Raw genomic sequence first — 19952 nt, 5'->3', positions numbered from 1 at the left:
GCTTATTTAACTAATCTAAAAGGAATTAAGTAAATGAACAAATTACAATTAACAGGCGTTGCTTTAGCAATTGGGGCTGCTTCAATGTTCGCTATTGCTCCTGCTTTTGCTGCTGATGATGCTTCTGCTGGTATGGTAAAATGCCAAGGTGGAAACACTTGCAAAGGACAAGGCGCTTGCAAAACTGCAGACAATGCTTGTAAAGGCCAAAATGCTTGCAAAGGCAAGGGAATGGCTGAAATGACTAAAGAAGACTGCCAAAAAGCTGGTGGTACTGTTGTTCAATAATTTCAATTGAGTTTCGCATTACTCAGGCGTGCAATGCATGCCTGGTTTCCTCTTCCCTCGGATTTTACCTATGGATAGCCTTAAATATACAGTGCCTAAGAAAATGCCTTTCTTAGGGTTTGGACTTGGATTACGACCCGACTATTATGAAGTAATCTTGGAGCAAAAACCTAATTTAGATTGGTTTGAGATACTCACTGAAAATTACATGGTTCCTGGTGGAAAACCACTTTATTATCTTGACCAAATTCGCGCCCACTATCCTGTTGTAATGCATGGTGTTTCTCTTTCCATAGGAAGTGCGGATCCGTTAGATAAATGCTATTTAAAACAATTAAAGGAACTTGCAACCCGAATCGAACCGGAATGGATTTCCGATCATCTATGCTGGACAGGAGTTAATGGAATTAATGCCCATGATTTGTTGCCTATTCCCTATACACGTGAAGCGGTAAACCATATTGTATCGCGAATTCAACAAGTACAAGATTTTCTAGGACGGTCCATTTTAATTGAAAACGTTTCCAGCTATCTTACCTACAAACAATCTGAGATGTACGAGTGGGAGTTTATTCTGGAAATTGTAAAACAAGCAGATTGTTATATATTATTAGACGTAAATAATATTTATGTTAGTTCTGTGAATCATCAGTTTAACCCCATGGATTACATTTGTGCGATGCCTCCCGAACGAGTTGCTCAAATACATTTAGCTGGTCATTCAAATCATGGTAATTACATTATTGATACGCATGATGCACCAGTAATTCAACCCGTATGGGATCTTTATGCTGCTACATTACAGCGCTTGGGGCCAATATCGTCGATGATTGAACGAGATGATAACATGCCTCCTTTTGGAGAATTGCTTGCGGAAATCAATCATGCAAGGCGAATCGCTGAATCAATCGTGCCCGAAGAGGTGCCAGCATGAGTGGACTTTTACAATTAGAAGAACAATTTCAAAAATTTCTCTTGTCAGGTCAGGCAGACATTCATGATTCTATTGTGGAAACTGAATCTGTTTCGGTAAATACTCGGTTAGACATTTATCGTGATGCGTACAGACTTCGACTTATTGAATGTTTAAGTATTAATTTCCCTGCTTTGTATGCTTATTTAGGAACTGAAGAATTTAATACGCTAGCCACTTATTATATAGATGCCCATCCTTCACCTTATCGATCTATTCGTTGGTATGGTGATGGATTATCTGAATTCATTAAACACAATTACTCACAATATCCCTATTTAGCAGAGCTTGCTGATTTTGAATGGAAAATGAACTGGGCATTTGATGCGGCTGATGAAGAAATTGTACGGGTTGAGGATATGGCTGTTATCCCTCCTGAAGCCTGGGCAAATCTACAATTTATACTTCATCCATCCCTACAAAAAACCAATTACTTATGGAATATAATTCCTCTTTGGCAGTCTCTAGTTCATGATAGGGATCTTCCTGAATTACAGCACAGTTCAGAATGCACAGCATGGGTCATCTGGCGTGCACCAGAATATAAGATTCAATTCTATAGTTTATCTCAAGAAGAGACTTGGGCTTTGGATGGTTTATCAAAAGGACTTTCTTTCGGTGCTCTTTGTGAAGGGTTATGTCAATGGATCCCACCTGAAGAAGTGGGTATGAAAGCCGCTTCTTATTTAAAGGGTTGGATTCAAAAGGGCATGCTTTCGCAATTGCTGATTGTAGAGTAGCCTACTTATTTCCAAAACAGAATACTTCCTATTGCGAGTTGATCGCTCTCGTAGCATAATATGTGAACATCTTGTATTCCTAGATGTGAAATCGGGGGGAGCAAAAATCAATGTCTATGAGTAAAACTGTAATTAGCAAGGAACAACCCAAGGCTAATCCCAGTCCCGAGGAGAACCTTACTATAGAGTTGCAAGAACGGATAATCGATAACCCTGCTAAAGGTAATTGTGGGTATTATGCTTTCGCAATTGGCTTAATTAACATTATTCAACAAGAAGGTAATGGAATAACATTTGAAAAATGGGTTAAATTAGATCCTTCTATAAGGGATTATTATAATGCCATATTTAAATTCGATTTGGACAAGCCCGATAATAAATTACTCGATGTATTGCAAAGAGCGTTAAGATTACTTACCTATAATTTACAGATCAAGGAATTACGTTGGGCATGCATACATGCAGAAAAAAATGATGAATATAGGGCATTGGTAGCAATAAGTACTTATAGGAAATTTGCTGAAATGTATCATGGGACTCATTTAGACCCACGTTTCAACCAATTTCTTTCATCCACCCCTATTAAAAAAGCGTTAGCAAAAATTAATGAATCCACCATTTTGGCGGAACATGAAGCTTTAGTATTGGTACCATTATTTATCTCATTGATTTATGGTGAAGAGGTCGCTCCAGAGACGATAACATCAGAAACCGAACCAAAATTGAATTCTCCTATAATTCAAGCATTACAAAACATCACTGAGGATTTTGTGTGGGCAACTCATTTGGAGCTGGATTATTTAGCGAATGCATTTGAAGTGAATCTACATACTCTGGAAAATGGGAGGCAGCGATATGACTACCAAGACATGCCCAATCGACATACACTTACGCTAAATAATCAGAATAATACTCATTGGACTACAAAAGTAACAATGATTAAATCATCAAAGCCCTCAACTCAAGCTAAGGATTCTTTAGGAAGCACTTCGTTCGGTTTAAGTAGCAAAAAAATAAACGCTCTGGATTTGGGAGCTCATCCCAAAAAACAAACTGAGAGAGAAACTGATTTCATAACATTAGAGGGTCTAGAAGAGGATTGGCAGAAAAAGAAAGCGGATGATCAAGAGAAAACTCCGCCGCTGCGCATGAATGTTGTAAAAAAACATAACAAAAAACCGAATAAATACCAGCAGTTTTCCGCTCAACATAATCTGTTTAGTCAACCCGAAGCAATACCTTTAGAATTGAAAACCTCAAAAGCGGAACAAAAAGAATTGGTTCAGTTAGTCCGTATAGTAAATAGATCGGTGCTGGACTATTGTTCTTACAGTGATGGGATTGTGTTTTCATTGTTTCATAGACATGGAAGTTCCGGGAGGAGAAGAGCTCGGAAATTTAATGGTGAATTTTGTAAGTTTGATTATGAGTTTTCTAAGGCTGGGGGTGAGTTTTTTTCTGAGATGTCCCTTGCTCAAGCAAAAACAATGCTCATTCATTATCTGAGTGATAGTAAAAACGGTAGAACTCATCCTCACTCATTTAGGACTATGCTCTTACATGAATTATTAACTAATCTGTTAAACTACAAGATCACTCTAAAAGAGGTTTCTAAAAATTATTCTAATCTGTTGGCGGCATTCCAAGAGTTTTTGATCCCTGATGTAGGTTACCAATATAATTGATTATGGTAACCTGAATGCGGATCCAGGTTACTTTTTATTTGCCCTAAGTTCGCTTTCGATTCAATAAAGTGAGAATAGGTGGTAATAAAGAAATAAAAATAATACTGTAAATTACTATCGAGAAATTTTCTTTTATGATGGGAATTGATCCTAGGAAATAACCTAAGCTTAATAGGCTCAGGATCCATGTAAAACCACTCACTAAATTGTAAAGGGTGAAATGAAGAACCCTCATCGAACCTATGCCCGCTACAAAAGGTGCAAAAGTACGTATGATGGGGAGGAAACGGGCAAAAATGATAGTTTTACCTCCATGTTTTTCATAAAACTCATGAGTTTCTTGTAAGTGTTTTTTATTAAGTAACCAGGATTTATCCGCAGCAAAAATTCGTGGTCCTAGTAAACGTCCAATCATAAAATTGAGTTGGTTTCCTAAAACTGAAGCAAGGAAAAGTAGGAAAAATAATATCGCTATATTCAATGGATTTCCGGCTTGGGCTGCAATACTTCCCGCCGCAAAAAGCAAGGAATCTCCAGGTAGAAAAGGTGTTACTATAAGTCCAGTCTCACAGAAAATCACTGCAAATAAAAGCAAATAGGTCCAAAATCCATAAGTTGATACTATGGTATTTAAATATACATCAACGTGAATTATGTAATCAAAAATAGAGTTCAAATGCATTTTATGTTGAAATTGGATTAAATAGGGTAAATATTTTTACACACTTATCTGTTAATTAATATAAATTTTATCTCTTAAGCATAAATTAGCTTTGTTATTCTTTTTTGAATACCCATTATAAGGAGTATGATGAACACTTTATTTCATCTTGCGTTTCCAGTGCATGACCTCGACTTGGCGAAACAGTTTTATCATCACCAATTAGGGTTTTCATTAGGGCGTGAATCGGAGCATGCATTGATTTTTGAGTTTGGCAACCACCAAATTGTAGCCCATAAAATTGACACTATTCTTCCTCCACAAGATAGCATCTATCCAAGACATTTTGGTTTAATTTTTCTGGAGCGATATGAATTTGATGACTTTGTGGAACACCTTAAAAAAAAGCAGATTTCTTTTGAGATTCCATTGAAAACACGTTTTAAAGGTACACGAATTGAACATCAATCTTTTTTCTTGAAAGATCCCAGCAATAATTTGTTGGAATTTAAATATTATCAATTTGGATCAGCAATTTTTGGTGAAAAGGATTTTACACGTATTGGCGAATCATCTCTCAGGAAATGAATAAACCGTAATTAAAAATCGCGGCTTAAGTGAAACGAAGTAGGGCTCGGTTTTTCCAGACCAGGAAATGTCCCCTGATTTTCGGCAAGGAAATGATTTATTACCCAAAATCTGTTTCCTTCCCGCTTTTAAGGGTAACAATATCTAAAACAGGATAAGTTGAATAACAATTTATGTAACCTTACAATGTTCTTTATGAGAGTTCTTCAGTCAAGGATGCTTGGTGCGTTTTTTATTCTCCATTAGCTTATTCTTAAGTGCCATTCTGTTATTTAGTATTCAACCCATGGTCGCTAAATCTTTGTTGCCTGTTTATGGAGGAACACCGGCTGTCTGGACTATTTGTATGCTTTTTTTTCAGATGTTGTTGCTGTTCGCCTATGGATATGCTGTTGTTCTGGGGCTATTTAATAAACCTATAATATGGCGTGCGATCCATAGTTTTCTTATTCTTTTGAGTTTTATAGCTTTGCCTCTTGTATTCCGGCCTTTGATTATTGATAAGGCTCCTGAATGGAGTATTTTATCGAATTTGTTAACCCAACTGGGGTTACCTTTACTCATTATTGGTGCTTCAGCTCCATTATTACAATTTGCCTACAGTCAAACCCAAGAAAGGAATGCGGCCGATCCCTATTTTCTATATGCTGCGTCTAACCTCGGAAGTCTCCTATCTTTAATTCTTTATCCCTGGGCTATAGAGCGTTTTATTGGATTAAAAAATCAATTTTATTTATGGAGTATTGGTTATGGAATTTATGTGGTTCTATTGTTCTTTATTCTTTATGCTAATCGTTATCAATCACTAAAAAAACAAAATAATTTCTTTACCTTATGGCCTTGGAAAAGCTTGTTGAATTGGATTTTTTTAAGTTTTGTTCCGTGCAGTTTAATGCTTGGCGTCACTCTATATATTACTACGGATATTGCCGCAACTCCTTTGTTTTGGGTGCTCCCCTTGGCCCTATATCTACTTACTTTTGTCCTTGCATTTACGAATAAACCTTTGATTTCGTTCCCGTGGATTGTACGAAATAGTATTTTTTTCCTTATTTTTCCCATTATTGGATTTATTTTAAATGCGGGGCAAATAAATATTTGGCAAAGTATTTTCTTTCATTTATTGAATTTTTTCATTTTGTCCCTACTTTGTCATCGCCAGTTATTTTTAGATAGGCCTAAGCCTCAATTGCTAACATTATTTTATTTTTGTTTGGCCCTGGGGGGTGTTTTAGCCGGAGTATTTAATGGAATTTTGGCGCCACATTGGTTCAATGGAATTTATGAATACCCTTTAGCAATCTTATTAAGCTTATTTGCTTTACCACAATTGCCCAAGAAAAATGGTTGGTGGGTTCCTATAGCCGTTCTGATTATTTTGTTGCTTCATTACTGCCTCTCTGGTATCCATTGGCCTGGAGGTTTTTCATCTTTTCAAATATGTGCTCTTTTGGCATTAATTATTATCGTTGTCTGGCAAAAAAGTAAAAGCAGTTTGATTGTATCGTTATTGATTTTATTTGGATTTATTTTCTTACCCTTTTCCCAAACTGAAACAATGTTAATACAGGCTCGTAATTTTTATGGGATAAAAAAAGTGATTGATAAACAAGGTACACATGTCTTAGTGAGTCAGTCTACTGTGCATGGACTGCAAGTTTTAGGAGAAAAACCGAAGGGGATGAGTACTTATTATGGAGCAATTAACCCCGTCGTGGTTGCCATGCAACAACAAAACAGCTCGTTAACAGTTACAATTATTGGTTTAGGCATTGGTACAATGCTCTGTCAATTTCGAAAAGAGGATAGGATCAAAGTGATTGAAATTGATGAGCAAGTCATTAATGTTGCAAAAAATCCTAAATTATTTACATACTTACGCGATTGTTCAGGTGTAACCATTATAAAAAACGACGGACGATTAGCATTGGAGCAATTACCTGCACATTCCCAAAATTTAGTGATTGTCGATGCTTTTAATTCAGATGCAATCCCGATACATTTATTGACTCTTGAAGCCTTTAAGTTATACCAACAGAAAATTACAAAAGACGGTGGCATATTGATTCATTTAAGTAATCGACATTTGCAATTATTACCGGTAATTAATGCTGCAGGAAAGCTTTTACAGCTGAGGGTGCTTTATGTCCATAATAAAGGTACTTTGGCATTGAATCAATTTGATTCGGAGTGGGCTTTGCTGACGGCGAATGACCATTTGGCTTTCCAAATGGTGAAAGAAACGAATTGGCAGTTTTTTACCTCTGATGAACAATTTTTATGGACTGATGATTATTCTAATATTATCCCATTGTTAAAATGGTAGCGGAACCAGGAATTAAAAATTAGGCAGGTTCAGAAATCCCAGTTCCATAGGTGGAAATGAAGCTAAAATTCAACAAACATTAAACTTCAGCTAAGTTTCCTTTAGTTTCTAACCAGACCTTTCTATCGCCTGCCCTTTTTTTATTTAACATCATATCCATAATGGCTTCAGCCCCTTCCTCATCGTCCATAGTGAGTTGAACCAGGCGTCGGGTATTGGGATCCATCGTCGTTTCACGTAGTTGGATGGGATTCATTTCACCCAAACCTTTAAACCGTTGGACATTCGGTTTGGCGCGAGATGTTTGTGTCAGGTGGTTGAGAATCCGAGTTTTTTCTTCATCATCCAGTGCATAATAAACATCTTTACCTGCATCGATTCGATAAAGTGGGGGCATCGCAACGAACACATGCCCAGCTTGAACTAAGGGTTTAAAGTGGCGTAAAAATAAAGCGCAAATTAAAGTAGCAATATGGGCTCCATCTGAATCTGCATCTGCGAGAATACATAATTTACCGTAACGAAGCCCGCTTAGATCAGAAGAGCCAGGATCCACTCCTATAGCAACAGAAATATCATGAATTTCCTGAGATGCTAAAACTTGGGATGAATCAACCTCCCATGAATTAAGAATTTTTCCGCGTAACGGTAAAATTGCTTGGAAATCTTTATTTCGGGCTTGTTTTGCTGAACCGCCCGCGGAATCACCTTCCACTAAAAATAATTCAGCTTGGCTGAGATCAGTAAGCAAACAATCCGCTAACTTACCTGGGAGGGCGGGACCCTGACTCACTCGTTTACGTGCTACTTGTTTTGCTTGTCTTAAACGTTTTTGTGCGCGATCGATGGCCAAAGAGGCGATTGCTTCACCTTGGTTCCGATGTTGATTGAGCCATAGTGCAAAAGCGTCTTTAACGACATTACTAACAAAAGCAGAAATTTGACGGGAACTTAGGCGTTCTTTGGTTTGACCTGCAAATTGTGGCTCTTTCATTTTAACCGATAATACATACTGGCAGGGCTCCCACAGGTCATCTGCTGTAAGCTTTATTCCTCTTGGAAGTAAATTTCTTAGCTCACAAAATTCTGCCATAGCATCAAATAATCCGGAGCGTAGACCATTAACGTGGGTTCCACCTTGAATGGTTGGAATTAAATTTACATAACTTTCACTAAAACCACTAATTGAGCCATTCGACCAAACCAAGGCCCAGTCCACCGTTGCTTCATCACTTTTGAATTCACCTATGAAGGGTTCTTCAGGTAAATAATCTCCATCAGGCAATGACTGATTTAAATAATCAATAAGACCTTGTTCAAAGCACCAATGCATTTCTTCATTAGTTGCCTTATTAATAAAAGTCATAGACAAACCCGTACAGAGTACGGCTTTAGCACGCAACACATGGGTTAAGTGTTTTACGGAGATACGAGTTGTATCAAAATACTTTGGGTTTGGCCAAAAACGGATAATTGTACCGGTGTCTCTTTTTTTAGTGAGACCTGTTTCATTTAACTCGCATAGTTTATCGCCATTGGCAAAAGACATTTGGTACACAATTCCATTACGTTTTATGGTCACATCAAGACGGTCAGAAAGAGCATTTACCACGGAAACACCCACTCCATGTAATCCACCTGAAAAACTGTAATTTTTATCAGAAAATTTACCGCCGGCATGTAATCGAGTCATAATGACTTCGACACCACTTAACCCTAACTGTGGATGTAAATCCACAGGCATGCCGCGCCCATCATCTTCCACTTCAATAGAACCATCTTCATGAAGTGTTACTCGGATATGAGTTGCAAAACCAGCCAGTACTTCATCCACACTGTTATCAATCACTTCTTGAGCTAAGTGGTTTGGACGCGTCGTATCGGTATACATGCCGGGGCGTCGTTGAACAGGTTCCAGTCCACTTAGGACTTCAATTGCTTGGGCAGTATAGTTTTCTGACATGGGTATTTCTCAAATAAAAGTTAGGTTTATTTTACCATATATTATGATACAGTAGGCGAAAGACGAATAGTTCCTTTGTAAATCTATTATAAAGATCCCCTGTTCTGCAAGCGGGAGAAACCAAGAGTTGTTATGGAGGCCTGGATTTGGCGAGTCTTAATCTGGGAGAGTAAAGAGGATTGCCTGGGCGTATCTTTGATTAACTACCACTAAGTTGAGGAAAAACTGTCTTTCCCGCTAAAGCGGAATCCATTTCTAAACAAGACATCATGCCAATCGAAGAATTAATTCTGCCTTCGAATGACAAAGAATCCTCAAACTAATGCGGTGATGCTATGACCAGGCCAGGCTAAATAGAAGACCTATGCAAAAAAACAGTGCTGCAATTCATCAACTATCTGTAGCTTTTCAACAACACCATCAAACGGTGCCTGCTTTGGATGAAGTCAGCTTTAATTTATATCCTGGTGAAACCCTAGTTTTATTGGGTGAATCCGGGTGTGGCAAATCCCTCACTTCTTTAGCGTTAATGCGCTTGTTGCCTAAATCCGGTGTTTATGGCGTTGATAGTGTAATCCATGTGGATGGGCAAGACATTTTGGATTTACCAGAACACATGATGCGTCAATTAAGAGGTCGCAAAATGGCTATGATTTTCCAAGAGCCAATGACTGCACTTAATCCAGTAATGACCATAGGAGAACAGTTAACCGAGGCCTTAGTAAAATGCAACTCATTTAAGAACCAAGAATTGCAAGATGCATTATTATCTTTGCTTTATGAAGTGGAAATGCCTCAACCAGAAATTAAAATTCACCAATACCCCCATCAATTATCCGGTGGACAGAAACAGCGTGTTGTTATTGCCATGGCATTGGCTTGTAAACCCGATATTTTAATTGCTGATGAACCAACCACCGCTTTGGACGTTACAATTCAAGCGCAAATTCTTGCTTTATTAAAAAAAATCCAAAAAAATCATGAAATGAGTTTATTGTTGATTACTCATGATCTAGGAGTAGTGAAAGCCATGGCATCACGCGTCTGTGTGATGTATGCAGGACAAGTGGTAGCGCAATCCTCGGTAGAAGATTTTTTTTCGCGAGTGAAACAACATCCTTATGTACAACAGTTACTGGCTTCTATACCTTCTTTAGCAAAACGCGAGGAACGTTTGTCAGTAATTCGTGGCTTGGTGCCTGCTTTAGATGAAATGCCTACAGGTTGTCGTTTTCATCCTCGTTGTATTTATGCTTTCGAACGCTGTCCGGGAGAGGAGCCGCAATTACAAGAACAACAGGGCCGATTGGTACGATGTCATCTCTATCCTGACCTCGAAGAGTTACCGCCATTACAAAAAAACAAAATTATTTGGGATGCAGGAACTACAGAGACAAAATCTATACTAACAGTCAATGATTTATGCGTAAGTTTTATTCAGAAAAAAGGCCTATTCAGTCGTCATAGAGTTTTATTTAAAGCAGTTGATGGTCTCTCATTTCGTTTATTGCAAGGAAAAACATTAGCTTTAGTGGGGGAGTCAGGATGTGGAAAAACCACTGCAAGTCGTGCATTGTTACGATTACTCCCCATTTGTGGCGGCGAAATACACTTTAAACAACAGGATGTGCGGGCATTAAAAGGGCGCTCATTAAGAGAATATCGAAAAAAAGTACAGATTATTTTTCAGGATCCTTTTTCTTCCATGAACCCGCGCATGACAGTAGGTGAAATAATCGCCGAAGGCATGCATGCCCAAGGGATGAAGCGGTCAGTAATCAGTGCAAGACAAAAAGAACTACTGAATCAGGTGAATTTGCCAAGCAGCAGCTTACATCGTTATCCCCATCAATTTTCCGGAGGGCAACGACAAAGAATCTGTATCGCTCGCGCTCTAGCTACTGGACCAGAACTCTTAATTTGTGACGAACCAACCAGCGCTTTGGATGTTTCTGTGCAGGCCCAAATCCTTAATTTATTAAAAGAGTTACAGCAAGAAACAGGCATATCCTATCTATTTATCACGCATAATATGGGAGTGGTTTCCTATATCGCCGATGAAGTGTTGGTTATGAAGAATGGAGTGGGCGTCGAGTTTGGGAGTTGTGAATCACTTTTTAAATCCCCTAAAGAAGCTTATACCAAGCAGCTTTTGAATGCTGTTTTGGATGTTTTTTAATCATCCATCTAAGTAAGTACTCTCTTTTTCCGTATTTTATTCATTAAAAATGTGATATATTTGCGCACTATTTGGATAATAAAGTCTTTGTATTTATTATTTGGGGGACATGGTTTCATGAGAATCACTGTAGGCGAATATAGCTTTAATAATATCGAGAATTTTACTGCCTATTTAGAAAAGACCTACGAGCAAGATAAGTTGGTTTCTGGCGAGGTCACTTTATCTGTTACGTGTGATGCATTTAACCAAGAAGAATTCAATAAATGGGTTGATTTCGTTTCAAAACCAGAACGTACGAGACTTTACAAATTTGAAATTAAACCTCCAGAGACCCGATATCAACTTGCTTTTGATAATGCTTATTTGTTTAGTAAACGACAAAGATTTTCTCTCGAGTTCCAACAACAAGTAGCGGAGCTCTCTAACGCAGCAAATTTTTTTGATCCGCATACCAATAAAATACGAAAAGCGAAAAAAAATTGGATCGAGGGTATAAAAAGTCCCAGTATGGGTTTACAGCTCCAATATCAAATTCCCGTTCAACATGAAGCCCATCAATACCAAAAAGCGACGCTACGTAAGCGTAAAAATAATGATGAACCTTATCAACACCCAGAACAAGGTCCTTTGGCGCAAGTTCCTGACTTTGCGCAAGAAAATCCACGGACTGTTGTTGGTTCTTACCGCCAATTCAGTTTCTTGAAAAAAGATTTGGAAGCTAAGGCTCATTATAGGAAAGAGTTCAATAATTTATTGAATGAGAGTAGTTCGCCCGAACAACTCCAAGAAGCTTTTCTTATCTTCTTGTCTGAGGTGACAGGAACTAATGCACCCCAATTGAAGAAAATAGAAAGATTACTCCAGACAATACCTTTATCTGACCTTAATTATAAAGGTCTAGCTCAAGTGTTTATTCATACTGGAACGGATGGTGTTTTCCTGTTATTGCACCATCTTAAGGAATTACACGATAAGGAATTGTTGGAAGACTTTAATAAGCTATTTCTTGATAAACCCGAAGACTATCTTGCCCTAATGTCACGCCAAGGCTTGGCAAATCTTAAAAAGTTGAGTGAATTAAGCCCTGAACAGCACATATGGTGGACTACTTTAGTTTCTAAACATAAAGCAACAGGTGCTCGTACTGAATTTAACGATTTATTTGAAGCCTATGATTATTTTCTGAAAGAGCTGGAGAAGAATGAACTGACCTTACCTTTCTCCTCTACATTAGAAAACATTGATCTTATGAAGCCTGCCTTAAATCATCTACTGTTCATAATAAATAACAGTAGTGATCCAGAAGAGCAATTGACTTGTTTAGATCGGTTAGATCTGAAGGGTGCCTATCATGCCAGTCGTTATAACCATTATAAACTAGTATCAAGGCAGATGAATTTAATAGCCGATATCGGTGAAGAAGACCTTGATTATTCAACCCCAACATCGCCTAAAGATCTGAGCGTTTGGTTTAGTCAAAAAGATCTTCCCTATGAAGAGGCTGTAACTCAATTCTATCGTTTCATTGGCACGCAGGAGTGGGCATTTAGTCTGGATGTATATCAAAAGATTGAGCGTGAAATTAGTAACGATCGAAAGTGGAGTGCCCAGAATAAAGTATTATTACTCAATATCGCTGCGTTAATGACAACGGGGCAGAAGGCATGTACTCAAACAGAAAACCCTTATCCCCACTTTAAAAGTTTGCTTAACAAATTTTCGTCAATAGCCAATCACTTTGAGAAGCAAAGAGACCAGGTATCAATGGTCCTTTCTGTTTTTTTAACTGCTCTAGGGAATATCAGTTGGGAGTTAATGCCTACTGCTGAGGAATTGGTAAGGCTTATTGATTTCCTGATACTCACCCAAAAATCGAACGTCCCACAATCAGAACAAGCACAGCGTGATTTTAATACAGCATGTATTCTTGCTTTGAATCTCGGGATGAAATATGGTAAAGCAGCTTCATCCATCTTCAGCAATTACGAACGGCGTTTGGGTATAGAAGAAACTCAAACAGTACCCATTCAGAAATTTCCTTTTTCTTCGTTGCTTCAACATTTAGTTCCTCCTTCTAAATTAGATACTTTTTTATCTGAGCTTTTTCATGACCAACCTGAGTCATTATCTCCGTTTGTGACACTCCTCTCTTTTTTGAGCGATGAAGTATCTAATGCGTCACAACATGACGAAGACGATAGTGAGTTTGAAGTAAAAATAAAGACCTTAGCAGAAGCTATGCACTTCTTGCCTGCCAAGCTTAGAGGACAACTATTAGAGATTCTCATCGATATCAACATCGAAGCATCTTATCGCTTGCCTTCTGTTGCCCAATTGATAGAAATTGTAAATTCAGTGATTAAGGAAGAAGAGAAATTAGAGGGTTTACCTCAAATTGAAGCGCAAAATAAGGTACTTCGAACAATGGTTTGTTCTAAATTGCCTGAGGTAAAAATAGGAAAGGATAATGTTAGCGAACCAGTAATTAATCTTTTTAACATACTCGAACAAACTTATGATGATTGGCAACTCCAAGAGAGGTTTGAAAATTTTCCCGAAAAATTAGACGGATATTTGGAATCCTGGATAGGTTCTCATCAAGTTGTACGGTGGTATTTGAGACAACGTCCTGTTAATGCTCAAAGAGTTTTCGAGGTTTTGGCTGAGGAAGAACAAGACGCAAAGAATTTATTAAGCAGTAAGTGGTTTTTATGGACTTTATCTGGATTTCCAGAAGAAAAAAAACAAATGGATGAGGTTTTGGGTACTGCATTTTTTATACAGAAATCCTTCATGTCAGTTTTGAAACCCAAAATAGAGGCCGGTTGCCAAGCCAGTTTAAGAACCGCTATAAATACATTACAAACATCAAATAAAGAGTTTGACAGTTTTCTATTGAAGCAAATTGACGATTTAGACCCTGAACTACCTACTGACGAAGCACTGTTGAAATTGGAAGAACAATTAAAGGCAGTGAATGGATTAATTAATTCCTTAATTCGTATTAAAAACCGAAGCAACATTGAATTTCACCGTTCTATTTCCTTACTAACCGATCTAATTAAGTCCACAGTATTTGAAAAAAATTCGCAAACAGTGGCTCAGATCACTAATTTACTGGATGCTTTAAATCAAGAAAAAACGGGTGCAGTGTCATCTCCCTTAGCAATTTTATGCAAAATATTAAAAGAAACACCGGAATACTCAACACGCCAGCTACAAAATGCCTTAAGCGAGGTTGCTTATCTAACAAAACACCGCGAAATTCTTGGGGAAGAGGCATTCGAACTTCTATTGCGTGGTTCATTCAGCCATAATTTAACTCAGAAATCCTTATTCCCATTAATAAACTTGATGGGATTGAAATGTTTAGCAGGTGTAGATAAACAGCAGTCTGAAGATTTGTTTAATGCGTTAATCAATGGAATAAAGAAAGCAGGTCCGAGTCTTAATGAAGGTTTACTAAAAAAAGTTATTAATAAAACAGTATCGGTTATTCAGTCGAAAGCCGAGGTGGGCTCACTGGTCCCTTTACTTACTTTATTAATGAAATCATGTAATACGTGCGCTAAAGATGAGTTAACACGTTATTATAATTTACTCTGTACGTTAGAACGTACAGATGATTCTGATTTAAGTAATTGGGCCAAAATATTAATTATATTGGGTGAGCAGACACCGGATGCAAATCTTCATCGCTTGTTGGAAGTTCAATCAGGACTTGAGTTAAATTCACTAAATCTTTCGGAACTATCGCAATTATTCGATTATCCTCCTTATCCAGAGCTGGAATCATTTATCGATGTATTACATGGATATGTTAAAGATCTTTGTGCTTATGTTGAGGCATTTGATAAGGATCCTAAATCTGCCCGGGTACCGCAAAAAAATGCATTTAATATTATTTTAAAAGACACCAACCAAGTTCTTAATGAACAATTTGATACTTCGCGCGTTGCCAAAGTGATTACCAATATTAAAAATATTGTTGAAGGAACTGAGTTAAGTGATCAGGAGCAATATGATTTAGCACAACAAGTAATTTATATTAATTCAATAGGAAGAGAAAAACCTTTAACTTTAGCTGTAGGAAATGATCCATCAACTTATCAAATAACAGTCTACGAGGATTTGACCCTAGTAAGTCGCTCAGACTTACGTGAATTGTCCGATACTCTGATTTCTGTACTTAGAACATCCCCTTTGGATGCTCAGGAGAAATTAAAAGCTCAATTGAGATTGCTTGCTGTATTACGTGAACAGTACTCTCGAGCTACAGGAGTTTTTGTTGATACCACCCAGCTTATTGCTATTTTAATGGCAATAAAAAATCGGAACAGCAATATGCTGATGGAACTCAATACCGATGAAAGCAGGATAGCCACTGCATTGTTTTCTGTAATGCAATGGGTTGAGGCCGATGGTGGGTCTGTTGATGTCTGTGCCCCAAACCGTGATTTGATGATTCAGAGTTATCAACAGGATGAAGATTTTTTTGTTTCCCTAGGGATCCCTTCTAGATGTGTGGAAGTGAGTTCCCCCAAAGGAACTTATCAGGTGGGTGGAATAAATTATTCTACTATAGGGGATCTGGCTTCATATCGCTCTCGTGCCAAAACCGAAAATGAAGACATGACACGTAATAAGGATGGTCATCCTGTATCGAGTAATTTAATCCTTTTTGGTTCTGATTTCTCAGAATTAGACGAAAAGACTTTGTTTCATCTCGCTCTTAAGTACGAAGGTGAGGATGAGAGCAGCTCTTATACCTGGGTTTATCCTTTAATTAATGAATTCATTAATCAAAAACGATTTAAAACTCTCGAAAAAGGCTGGAGCGAAGATCGAGATATAATCCAGTTAAAAGAGTTCCTAGACAGGCATGCGCCTACAGGTTTGCATAAAAAACAGTTAAACTCGTTACCGGATAAGAAATTTAGCCTATGGATTAATGCCGCTATAGAGGCACAACGTTTCATTGAAGGGGAAGATTTTATTATTCCTCCTTCTAAAACAGCACGGCATGTTGCTATTCCCTTAAATCAAAAAGCCTCTCAAAATGATTTAACTTTTGTGACACATCAATTTCTGCATGCACGTTTGCAAAAGAAATATCCGGACTGGGAGTTCGTTATTGAACCTGAGCTCCATTGTGTAGATTATGTATCAACCAGGGAATGCATTGAGCACTATAAAAAACAAGGACGCATTTTAAGTCTCTCGAACACTTTAAATCGAAAAGAGAGATTAGCGGAACAATGTAATAAATTCGATATAGATATCGCATGCACCATTCCATCACATGTAAGAAACAAACGTGAGGAACTGACTACAAAATCTATTGCAAATAAAACAGCTCACCTAAGTGCTGTAAAAACCGCGATTAAGCAAGCACAAGCAGGGCAACCTATCGTCCTATTCGCGAACGATGTTAATGAAGTAAAATTTCTTGAAGAAAAACTAAAAAACCAATTTCGTAAAAGCCATATTGCAGCATTTACTGGTACTGAATCAGTGGCAGAACGAAAAAAATGGATGAATGAGCAGTCAGGAAAACCAAATACAATAACGATTACTATGGCTACACTGGCACAAAGCGCTGATTTTATAACTCCGCATCCAAAGGGATTTTTAGCGATTCATACCTCTTTAGATTTACGAGCAGCGAAACGAATCACTCGCTGTGTTGGTGGCGAGGGTAAGCCAGCTACCTATGTGGTACTTACTGAAAAACAAGACGCCTTCGTTCTTGAATCTGGGTTCTATAGGACCCAAAGTGAACGGAAAGAACTACTTCTTTCTTTGGCAGAACTGCAACGCCAACAAAATGAAGAAATTGCAGTGACCAATCATTACAAGCAAAAAGTAACCGACATACAACAAGTTGTTCTGCAACAATTCCAAGACTGGAAAGAGTTTTTACATCTTGTTTATCCAAAGTCCGAATGGCGAACACTAGATGCCGAGTTAGTACTCCAACGAGAAGATTTGATTCGTTCTTTGAGTGAGCATTGGGATCAATGCTTAGAAAACTCTGATCCAGGAAAAAAATACCCTAATCCATATATACGTCGTACCGAAAATAAGAAGTTACATACGAACGCATTAGAGCACTCAATAGCCACCTACGAAATTGCGGCACGTTCTATTTGGGAGCAGCATCGTGTGCTTCTCAAAGAAAAAGCGCAGGGCTTTTTAACAGAAGGTTCAGTGAATGCATTGCGCTGTCAGTATCTGGATCAGGTATCTTTAACTGAGCAATTAAAATTTAATCGATTGGCTGCGCGCATAGGCAAGAAAGAAATGTTTGCCAAGAAGAAAAAATCGTGCCGTTATGTGGAGTCCGGATTAGATATAAACGGAGCGATGTTACGATTTACCGACGGTGATGTAGAAAGCTACCGGGAAGCGTTCGCTAAAAACCAAGTGAAATTATTAGCGAAAGATATTAGCGGTATTATAGAAAATAATCCTCATTTAAAGAACATTGTACGATCCATATTGGTTCAGCAAGTGATGAATGTAAAAAATTTAGATAATCTCGTTGTTTTTTTATTGGATTATGCCACTAAAGACTTGCCTGAAGAACGATTTAGTGAAAAGTACGCCATGCAACCTGTAATTCAAGAGTTGTTGCGTGTATATCAAGAAACGGGCCTTGAGGAACCAAGCGAGCTGAAAGAATTAAAAGCAGTGTATATTGATGGAGTACTCGCAGAACTTGTTGATGAATTGCAAACAAGTCTTTCCTGGGCTAATGAAAAATACCGGGGCTTAGGATACTGGCTCGAACGTACCGCTGTTACTGACGCAGCTAAAGATATATTGAGTGCGGTACATAGGTTAGCAGACACCGACTTATTAAAGGGAGCTGAAAAACTTAGTGCCCAACAAAGTGCAATCAGAAATTTGTACCAAGTATTGGCAGAACATGAATCGCAACTTGAAAATTTATGGATATTTCCTTTAGGGCACAAGAATACACGTACCCTAATTAAAGAAACTTTGAAAACTCTTGATGGACTAACAGTTATTGGTTCAAAACGAAATAAATTAGATGCTGATTTCATACAGGATTGTAAAGAAGAATCGATTTGCGCAGTAACGAAAAGAAAATTGAATTCTGCGGTCCAAGCCCTGGAAGAGACGGAAAAAGGTTTACAGAAAAATAGGGATTGGGTTGCAATTAAGGATTCATTAAATGCAGTCCGAGCAGAAAGCAATTCGATATTTGCTTTTCATGAAATGTATCATGTTCTCTCGAATAAAATGAACGAACTCACAAGGAAAAATTCTAAATTACAGGGACCTGTAGCTCGATTACGCGCAGAGGTGCGACATCTTTGTGAATCGTTAAGTCAGGAACATAAAGAACTACTGAATACAAGTAAGTATCTAAGATGTAAGGCTGAAAACCTTCATGAAAAACTTAATGGACTAAATGGCTTTAAGGTTGACAATGTTAAACTCAAGGAAGGGGATAATGGCTCTACTCATTATTTTGATTTAGTGATTGAAGGCACCGGTTCACATCCATTACTGCGACATTTTACTCATTATAATTCACCAACTCAGCATTTAAAGGAGCAACGAGATTCTTTGGAAGAACGTTTAATTGAAACAAATGATAGACTGAGCGCTTTAAACCAATTGATAAAAGAACAAGTACCTCTACTTAAATGGGAATCAAGAAATAAGGCAAGTTTGGCTAAGTTTCCCGAGCAATTTCAGCATCAGGTCAATGAAATTTTTAGTTTAAAAGAATTGGTAACAGAGCAGATACCTGAAAATTTAGATTCCTTCCCTGAACCCGTTCGTAAACATTTTCATGACAGAGAATTGATTAAAAAATTTAATTTTCCTGATTTAGAAGAAGAAGAAATAGAACAAATTCAAGATATAATGTTAAAGATCGGATTCCGGGACTTGCATGAACGGATTATGGAAGGAAGAGAGCCTAAAAGTTTATGGGGCAATATTTCTGCCTACATGTGGAGCTATGTATTTACACCCGAAACTATGGATGATTTGCGGCGAGAGTTTAAGGAATTAAGAAAAAGACCGATGAGAAATTTAAAGGATGCATTCCGTCCGGATATTGAAAAAAAACAGAATGCCTTAGCGGGGCAACTTGACCAATTACGACAACAATTAGAAGAGCAAGCTGAATCGTTGCAACAACAAGTTGCATTTTTGAATGAGAAAATTGTCGAGGAAGGGAGCAAAGAAAGGGTTTATGCGCTGCGAATTACAGATATGGCACAGCTGGTGGAATTTGAAAAAGAATTAATGGCGGTTAAATCAAAACAAGCAGTGAAAGGGACTCTCCAAGTGCCTTCCAAATCTAAGGTGCCTCTATCACCTTTATCTCTTGATAATCATGAAACAGTACTCGAATCAGTAACTCTAGTTATTTAATAAGTTGTAGCGCGGGTAACCGCGCTTCCCAATTAAAGCTTATTTAAATATAAGTACTTCTCCAAATGCCCTATTTGTTTAAATATTGAACTATACTCAAATTTAGGTGCTGTTGAAATTTTGGAATA

Annotated in this window: 10 protein-coding genes; 8 read left to right on the top strand and 2 right to left on the bottom strand. The window is 37.8% G+C overall.

Going from position 1 to position 19952, the window contains the following annotated elements; genetic code table 11:
• Positions 1-33 precede the first annotated feature (33 nt).
• From bufA2 to ACWTE2_RS10130, 4 genes are all read left to right on the top strand, one after another.
• Positions 34-288: a BufA2 family periplasmic bufferin-type metallophore gene (gene bufA2, locus ACWTE2_RS10145; protein ID WP_182392852.1), complete on the top strand. Its 255-nt coding sequence runs from the start codon at positions 34-36 to the stop codon at positions 286-288.
• A gap of 70 nt (positions 289-358) precedes the next feature.
• On the top strand, positions 359-1222 hold the full coding sequence (gene bufB / locus ACWTE2_RS10140) for an MNIO family bufferin maturase (protein WP_454785259.1): 864 nt from the start codon (positions 359-361) through the stop codon (positions 1220-1222).
• Positions 1219-2001, top strand: a complete 783-nt coding sequence (locus ACWTE2_RS10135) for an HvfC/BufC N-terminal domain-containing protein (RefSeq protein WP_454785258.1) — start codon at positions 1219-1221, stop codon at positions 1999-2001. The genes bufB and ACWTE2_RS10135 overlap by 4 nt, the downstream gene beginning before the upstream one ends.
• A 110-nt stretch (positions 2002-2111) precedes the next feature.
• Complete coding sequence (locus tag ACWTE2_RS10130) at positions 2112-3686, top strand: hypothetical protein (protein WP_454785257.1); 1575 nt, start codon at positions 2112-2114, stop codon at positions 3684-3686.
• A 43-nt stretch (positions 3687-3729) separates the two neighbouring features.
• On the opposite strand, the gene ACWTE2_RS10125 is transcribed toward ACWTE2_RS10130, so the two are convergent.
• Entirely contained in the window at positions 3730-4368 is a 639-nt protein-coding gene (locus tag ACWTE2_RS10125; RefSeq protein WP_454785256.1) for a DedA family protein, read from the bottom strand.
• Between the two features lie 126 nt (positions 4369-4494).
• On the opposite strand from ACWTE2_RS10125, the gene ACWTE2_RS10120 reads away from it, so the two are divergent.
• Positions 4495-4935, top strand: coding sequence for a VOC family protein (locus ACWTE2_RS10120; RefSeq protein ID WP_483099547.1), 441 nt, complete (start codon positions 4495-4497; stop codon positions 4933-4935).
• 220 nt (positions 4936-5155) lie between these two features.
• Positions 5156-7261 (top strand): spermidine synthase, encoded by a 2106-nt coding sequence (locus ACWTE2_RS10115; protein ID WP_454785254.1) that lies wholly within the window; start codon positions 5156-5158, stop codon positions 7259-7261.
• A 79-nt stretch (positions 7262-7340) separates the two neighbouring features.
• Here ACWTE2_RS10115 and parE read toward each other — a convergent pair whose 3' ends face one another.
• Positions 7341-9224 (bottom strand): DNA topoisomerase IV subunit B, encoded by a 1884-nt coding sequence (gene parE / locus ACWTE2_RS10110; RefSeq protein WP_454785253.1) that lies wholly within the window; start codon positions 9222-9224, stop codon positions 7341-7343.
• Between the two features lie 364 nt (positions 9225-9588).
• Here parE and ACWTE2_RS10105 point away from each other — a divergent pair, with 364 nt between their 5' ends.
• Together ACWTE2_RS10105 and ACWTE2_RS10100 are read left to right on the top strand one after the other, a co-directional pair.
• Entirely contained in the window at positions 9589-11403 is a 1815-nt protein-coding gene (locus ACWTE2_RS10105) for an ABC transporter ATP-binding protein (RefSeq protein WP_454785252.1), read from the top strand.
• A 117-nt stretch (positions 11404-11520) separates the two neighbouring features.
• Complete coding sequence (locus ACWTE2_RS10100) at positions 11521-19824, top strand: hypothetical protein (protein WP_454785251.1); 8304 nt, start codon at positions 11521-11523, stop codon at positions 19822-19824.
• Positions 19825-19952: the final 128 nt, after the last annotated feature.

It is taken from the genome of Legionella nigrisilvae, assembly GCF_977063395.2.
This window is presented reverse-complemented; position numbering and strand designations above follow the sequence as displayed.

Excerpts from the sequence above, each read along its gene's own strand:
- bufA2 (WP_182392852.1), top strand. The coding sequence starts at position 34 with ATGAACAAATTACAATTAACAGGCGTTGCTTTAGCAATTGGGGCTGCT.
- bufB (WP_454785259.1), top strand. The coding sequence starts at position 359 with ATGGATAGCCTTAAATATACAGTGCCTAAGAAAATGCCTTTCTTAGGG.
- ACWTE2_RS10135 (WP_454785258.1), top strand. The coding sequence starts at position 1,219 with ATGAGTGGACTTTTACAATTAGAAGAACAATTTCAAAAATTTCTCTTG.
- ACWTE2_RS10130 (WP_454785257.1), top strand. The coding sequence starts at position 2,112 with ATGTCTATGAGTAAAACTGTAATTAGCAAGGAACAACCCAAGGCTAAT.
- ACWTE2_RS10125 (WP_454785256.1), bottom strand. The coding sequence starts at position 4,368 with ATGCATTTGAACTCTATTTTTGATTACATAATTCACGTTGATGTATAT.
- ACWTE2_RS10120 (WP_483099547.1), top strand. The coding sequence starts at position 4,495 with ATGATGAACACTTTATTTCATCTTGCGTTTCCAGTGCATGACCTCGAC.
- parE (WP_454785253.1), bottom strand. The coding sequence starts at position 9,224 with ATGTCAGAAAACTATACTGCCCAAGCAATTGAAGTCCTAAGTGGACTG.
- ACWTE2_RS10105 (WP_454785252.1), top strand. The coding sequence starts at position 9,589 with ATGCAAAAAAACAGTGCTGCAATTCATCAACTATCTGTAGCTTTTCAA.
- ACWTE2_RS10100 (WP_454785251.1), top strand. The coding sequence starts at position 11,521 with ATGAGAATCACTGTAGGCGAATATAGCTTTAATAATATCGAGAATTTT.